This window comes from Polaromonas sp. (assembly GCF_043778355.1).
Lineage (GTDB): Bacteria > Pseudomonadota > Gammaproteobacteria > Burkholderiales > Burkholderiaceae_C > Polaromonas.
Genome location: NZ_JAYWHI010000118.1, coordinates 1 through 5835, shown reverse-complemented (window position 1 = coordinate 5835; position 5835 = coordinate 1). Strand labels below are relative to the sequence as shown.

The 5835-nt window shown below is 60.7% G+C and carries 5 protein-coding genes; 2 read left to right on the top strand and 3 right to left on the bottom strand.

The window, feature by feature from the left end:
- Nucleotides 1-210: 210 nt before the first annotated feature.
- From pheA to gyrA, 3 genes are read right to left on the bottom strand one after another with little or no spacing between them, the layout of a single operon-like run.
- The gene (pheA, locus tag ACH2CW_RS17490; protein WP_395060487.1) at nt 211-1293 is read right to left on the bottom strand and encodes a prephenate dehydratase; all 1083 of its coding nucleotides are present in this window, start codon (nt 1291-1293) and stop codon (nt 211-213) included.
- 51 nt (nt 1294-1344) lie between these two features.
- Nucleotides 1345-1914: a DUF2059 domain-containing protein gene (locus ACH2CW_RS17485; protein ID WP_395060485.1), complete on the bottom strand. Its 570-nt coding sequence runs from the start codon at nt 1912-1914 to the stop codon at nt 1345-1347.
- A complete protein-coding gene (gene gyrA / locus ACH2CW_RS17480; RefSeq protein ID WP_395060483.1) occupies nt 1911-4559 on the bottom strand; it encodes a DNA gyrase subunit A in 2649 nt (882 codons plus the stop codon). Before gyrA ends, ACH2CW_RS17485 begins: the two co-directional genes overlap by 4 nt.
- A gap of 255 nt (nt 4560-4814) precedes the next feature.
- Here gyrA and ompA point away from each other — a divergent pair, with 255 nt between their 5' ends.
- Together ompA and ubiG are read left to right on the top strand one after the other, a co-directional pair.
- Nucleotides 4815-5456, top strand: coding sequence for an outer membrane protein OmpA (gene ompA, locus ACH2CW_RS17475; protein WP_395060481.1), 642 nt, complete (start codon nt 4815-4817; stop codon nt 5454-5456).
- A 67-nt stretch (nt 5457-5523) separates the two neighbouring features.
- Nucleotides 5524-5835, top strand: a 312-nt coding sequence (gene ubiG / locus ACH2CW_RS17470; RefSeq protein ID WP_395060479.1) for a bifunctional 2-polyprenyl-6-hydroxyphenol methylase/3-demethylubiquinol 3-O-methyltransferase UbiG, incomplete at its 3' end; no start/stop codon positions are given.

Here is a 5835-nt window from a genome sequence, read left to right as displayed (position 1 = left end):
TTGAGCGCCAGCGCGAACGAGCCGCCCATCAGGCCGCAGCCTATCAGGCCTAGCTGTTCAAACATGATCGAAATCCTGAAAAGAAGTGGTGATGGTAGGGAGCATGCGATTTTCCGCCGAGCCGCCCCAAGGGAAATCAGCCCCTTTTCGTGGTGACAGGGGCAGCGTACTGCCGAAGGCTCGCGAAGCGACAAGCGTGGGGGTCATATCTCAGTCGCTTGCAGGATAAGTGCCTAGTACCTTGTAAAAGGCGCAAAGCTGCTGCAGGTCTTTCAGGGCGGCGGCCACGTGCGGCTGCGAGGGGTGGCCCTGAAGGTCTATATAGAAAAAATACTCCCACTGGCCCGAGCGGGCAGGGCGGGACTCGAAACGCGTCATCGACACGCCGTGGGTTTTCAGCGGCACCAGGATGTCGTGCACCGCGCCCGGCCGGTTCGGCACCGAGACAATCAGGCTGATGCAGTCCTTGCCAGACGCTTCAGGCGCCCCAAGCACCTGCGGCAGGCAGATCACGGCAAAACGGGTGCGGTTGAAGGCGTCGTCCTGAATGGCAAGCGCCCCGACATGCAGACCGAATTCCGAGCCGGCACGTTCGCTCGCAATCGCTGCCCAGGCCGGGTTTTCGGCCGCCAGGCGTGCGCCTTCGGCGTTGCTGGAGACCGCCCGCCGCTCCGCGTTTGGCAAATGTGTGGTCAGCCATCCCTGGCATTGCGCCAGTGCCTGGGCATGGGCCAGCACGACATCAATGCCCTCCAGAGAGGGTGTCAGGCGCAGCAGGTTGTGCCGCACCAGCAGACTGATTTCGCCGATGACATGCACCGGGGAGTTGAGAAACAGGTCCAGCGTGCGCGTGACCACGCCTTCGGTGTTGTTCTCCACCGGCACCACACCGAACTGGGCCGTGCCCGAGGTCGCGGCGCGAAACACATCGTCAAAACTGGCGCACGGCACATGCGCGATGCTGGAGCCGAAAAACTGCACGGCGGCCTGCTCGCTGAAGGTCCCCGCCGGCCCGAGGTAGGCCACGCGCTGCGGCGCCTCCAGCGCACGGCAGGCCGACATGACTTCACGCCAGATGTGCGCAATGCTGTCGCCTTTGAGCGGGCCGGGGCTGCTGGTCTGCAGGCCGTGAATCACCTGGGCTTCGCGCTCCGGGCGAAAAACCGGCGAACCCTCATGCCGTTTGAGGTCGCCGACCTCGTTGGCCAGTGCCGCACGCTGGTTCAGCAGCATCAGCAGTTGCTGGTCTACCGAATCTATTTGCTGGCGGAGCTGCAGGAGGGTCTGGGTCATGTCAGGTCTGTATCGGACGAGGCCTTGTGCCGGGGCCCTGGGGTGCGAGGATTATTTTTTCTGGGGCTGTGGTTTGGCGGCTGGCGCTGCAGGCGCTGAGCCCACAATCTTGCCGGCCGCCACATCAAACTGTTTGGCACGGGCGAGGATGTCCGGCTGGGTGCTGGCCACGAGTTTTTTCACGAACACGTCCACCAGCTCAGGTGTGGCGGTCTTGTATTTTTTGATGACGGGCGATTCGAAAAAGGCGGCCAGCTGTTTGAGTTCGTCCAGGCTGAAACGCTCCATGTAGGCAGGTATCAAGGCGTCGCTGTTCGCCTGCCCGACCTTGCCGGTGATGATCTTGTTGGCATCAGCGGTGAATTTGGCAAGTTCTGCATTGAACTCTTCAGTCGCTTTGGCTTGCCGTGCTTTGGGTACCGCGCTGTCGAAGCGTGGTGCCCAGCCGGCCACGATGTCCTGGGCGGCGGTGCCCACCAGTTGCCCCACCAGGCCGTCGAGGTCGGCTTGCTGCAGGGCGACCACTTTGGTGGCCCACTCCAGCTTGGGGTCGTTGGCGGTCTGGCTGGCTGCAGAGAACGTACAGCCTGCGATCAGCAGGGCTGTCAGTAGTTTTTTCATTCAGGAGTATCCGGGTTGGGTGTGTTGGCGGGATCGCCTTCGCTATCGTTGTCGTCCAGTGTGGCATCGTTTTCGACGATGCGCTGCAGGCCGCTGAGCTGCGAGCCTTCGTCCAGGCCAATCAGGGTAACACCCTGGGTGGCGCGTCCCATTTCGCGTATTTCGCTGACACGTGTGCGGACCAGCACGCCCTTGTCGGTGATCAGCATGATTTCGTCGTCCACGTGGACCAGGGTGGCCGCGACCACCTTGCCGTTGCGCTCACTTTGCTGGATCGCAATCATGCCTTTGGTTCCGCGTCCATGGCGCGTGTATTCCTGGATGGAGGTGCGTTTGCCAAAGCCGTTCTGCGTGGCTGTGAGCACGCTTTGCTGCTCGTCCTCGGCCACCAGCATGGCAATCACGCTTTGCCCCGGATCCACGGCCATTCCGCGTACGCCACGGGCGGCGCGGCCCAGCGGGCGTACATCGTCCTCGTCGAAGCGTACGGCCTTGCCGCCATCGCTGAAAAGCATGACATCGTGTTTGCCATCGGTGAGCGCCGCGCCTATCAGGTAGTCGCCGTCGTCGAGGTTGACCGCGATGATGCCGCCCTTGCGCGGGTTGTTGAATTCATCCAGCGCGGTTTTCTTCACGGTGCCCATGGAGGTCGCCATGAACACGTACTGGTCGGCCGGGAAGCTGCGTTTTTCACCGGTCAGGGGCAGCACCACCGTGATTTTTTCGCCTTCTTGCAGCGGGAACATATTGACGATGGGCCGGCCGCGTGAGCCGCGCGAGCCGGCAGGCACTTCCCAGACCTTGAGCCAGTAGAGCCGGCCGCGGTTGGAAAAACACAGGATGTAGTCGTGGGTGTTGGCGATGAAGAGCTGGTCCACCCAGTCGTCTTCCTTGGTGGCCGTCGCCAGCTTGCCCCGGCCACCGCGTTTTTGCGCCCGGTATTCGGACAGGGGCTGGCTTTTGATGTAGCCGGTGTGCGACAGCGTCACGACCATGTCGGTCGGGGTGATCAGGTCTTCGGTGCTGAGGTCAAACGAGCTGTGCTCAATCTGGCTGCGGCGTGCGCCCAACTTGGTCTGGCCGAATTCCTGGCGAATCACGGACAATTCTTCGCCGATGATGGTCGAGACTCGCTCTGGCCGCGCCAGGATATCGAGCAGGTCGTCGATCTCCGCCATGACTTCCTTGTACTCGGCAACAATCTTGTCCTGCTCCAGGCCGGTCAGGCGCTGCAGGCGCATCTGCAGGATTTCCTGGGCCTGCGTGTCAGACAGTCGGTACAGACCGTCGCCGCCCATGCCATAGTCTTTTTCCAGCCCATCGGGACGGTAGTCGTCCGCATTGACCACGCCGCCATCGGCGCGGGTGCGCGTCAGCATCTCGCGCACCAGGCTGCTGTCCCACGGGCGCAGCATCAGCTCGGCCTTGGCGACCGGCGGTGTGGGCGCGTTGCGGATGATGGCGATGAAGTCATCGATATTGGCCAGCGCAACCGCCAGGCCTTCCAGCACATGGCCGCGTTCGCGTGCCTTGCGCAGGGTAAACACGGTTCGGCGCGTGACCACTTCGCGACGGTGCGACAGGAAGACCTGGATCAGGTCCTTCAGGTTGCACAGCTTGGGCTGGCCGTTGACCAGGGCCACCATATTGATACCGAAGGTGTCCTGCAACTGGGTTTGTTTGTACAGGTTGTTGAGCACCACCTCAGGGACTTCGCCGCGTTTGAGCTCAATCACCAGCCGCATGCCGGACTTGTCGGATTCGTCCTGGATGTGGCTGATACCCTCGATCTTCTTTTCATGGACCAGTTCGGCCATGCGCTCCTGCAGCGTCTTCTTGTTGACCTGGTAGGGCAACTCGTCCACGATGATGGACTGGCGCTGGCCCTTGTCGATGTCCTCGAAATGGCACTTGGCGCGCATGACCACCTTGCCACGTCCCGTGCGGTAACCGTCCTTCACACCATTGATGCCGTAAATGATGCTGCCAGTCGGGAAGTCGGGCGCCGGGATGATCTCCATCAACTCGTCAATGCTCGCCTGGGGATTTTTGAGCAGATGAAGGCAGGCATCAACCACTTCATTGATGTTGTGCGGCGGAATGTTGGTTGCCATGCCCACCGCGATGCCGCCGGAGCCATTGATCAGAAGGTTGGGGATGCGCGAAGGCAGAACCAGCGGCTCTTTTTCGCTGCCATCGTAGTTGGGCCCGAAGTCGACGGTTTCCTTGTCAATATCGGCCAGCATCTCCTGAGCGATTTTGGCCAGGCGCACCTCGGTGTAGCGCATGGCCGCGGCGCTGTCACCGTCCACCGATCCGAAGTTGCCCTGACCATCAACCAGCATGTGGCGCAGCGAAAAATCCTGGGCCATGCGGACGATCGCGTCATAGACCGACTGGTCGCCGTGTGGGTGGTATTTGCCGATCACATCGCCGACGATACGAGCCGATTTTTTGTAAGGCCGGTTCCAGTCGTTGTTCAGTTCGTGCATGGCAAACAGCACGCGCCTGTGGACCGGCTTGAGTCCATCACGGGCATCTGGCAAAGCGCGACCGACGATCACGCTCATCGCGTAGTCAAGGTAGCTTCGCCGCATTTCCTCTTCTAGGCTGATGGGCAGGGTTTCTTTGGCAAACTGGGTCATGGAGAGGCCTGAATTGATTTGGCAGTGGGCTCGGGGAGCACAGCCTGCTGATTTTAAGGCCTGAGTTTAGGTTAGCTCGGGTGTGGCTCGCTCGCAACAGAAAACAAAGAATCTTGATTCTGTGTCGGACGAAGCCGATACCGCGCTTGAACGGCGAATGAGCTATGGCACAATAACTGTAACGCTTTGAGTGATGGTCACTCACGGCGTGTATTCAATCGCAGCAAGTCTGCGGCTTTTCTCTAGAGGAGAACCATGAAGAAACTCAACAAAGTGGCAATGTTGTTTGCTTCCGCAGCGCTTGCAACCGCCGCTGGTGCACAAACAATTGACAACTGGAAAAACGGCACAAACGAGCTGGTCTGGAAAAACGGCACCAACGAACTGTGCTGGCGCAATGGCTTCTGGACACCGGCTACCGCCGCTCCAGGCTGCGATGGCGCTATCGTTCCGCCCGCACCTGTCGCAGCGCCTGCTCCCGCAGCTGCTGCTCCTGCACGTCCTGCTCCCGCTCCTGCACCTGTTGCTCCTCCTGCAGCTACCAAAGTCACTTTCGCTGCTGATGCGTTCTTCGACTTCGACAAGTCTGTGCTGAAGCCAGAAGGCAAAGCCAAGCTTGACGACCTGGTCGGCAAGATCAAGGACATCAACCTCGAAGTCATCATCGCTGTCGGTCACACCGACGCCGTGGGTAGCGACTCCTACAACCAGAAGTTGTCGGTCCGCCGCTCTGAAGCCGTCAAGGCTTATCTGGTGTCCAAAGGCGTTGAGAAAAACCGCGTTTACACCGAAGGCAAAGGCGAAAAACAGCCAGTTGCTGACAACAAGACCGGCGAAGGCCGCGCGAAAAACCGTCGCGTGGAAATCGAAGTGGTTGGCACCCGCGCTAACCGCTAATCCTTTTCGGATCGCTTGAAAAACCGCGCTACGGCGCGGTTTTTTTATGCCCGGTGATAATCGAGCCATGTACACCACAGAAAACGCCGACCCAGCCGAACTGGCCAAATTCTCCGACCTCGCGCACCGCTGGTGGGACACCGAAAGTGAGTTCCGCCCGCTGCACCAGATCAACCCGCTGCGACTCGAATGGATCGACGCGTTGGCCCATCTGAGCGGCAAACGTGCGCTCGATGTCGGCTGCGGCGGCGGCATCCTCGCCGATGCGATGGCGCGGCGCGGCGCCGAGGTGCTCGGCATCGACCTGGCCGGCAAGGCATTGAAGGTCGCGCAGTTGCATGCGCTCGAAGCCGGCACCGGGAACGTCGAATACCGAGAG

Excerpts from the sequence above, each read along its gene's own strand:
- ompA (WP_395060481.1), top strand. The coding sequence starts at position 4,815 with ATGAAGAAACTCAACAAAGTGGCAATGTTGTTTGCTTCCGCAGCGCTT.
- ACH2CW_RS17485 (WP_395060485.1), bottom strand. The coding sequence starts at position 1,914 with ATGAAAAAACTACTGACAGCCCTGCTGATCGCAGGCTGTACGTTCTCT.
- pheA (WP_395060487.1), bottom strand. The coding sequence starts at position 1,293 with ATGACCCAGACCCTCCTGCAGCTCCGCCAGCAAATAGATTCGGTAGAC.
- gyrA (WP_395060483.1), bottom strand. The coding sequence starts at position 4,559 with ATGACCCAGTTTGCCAAAGAAACCCTGCCCATCAGCCTAGAAGAGGAA.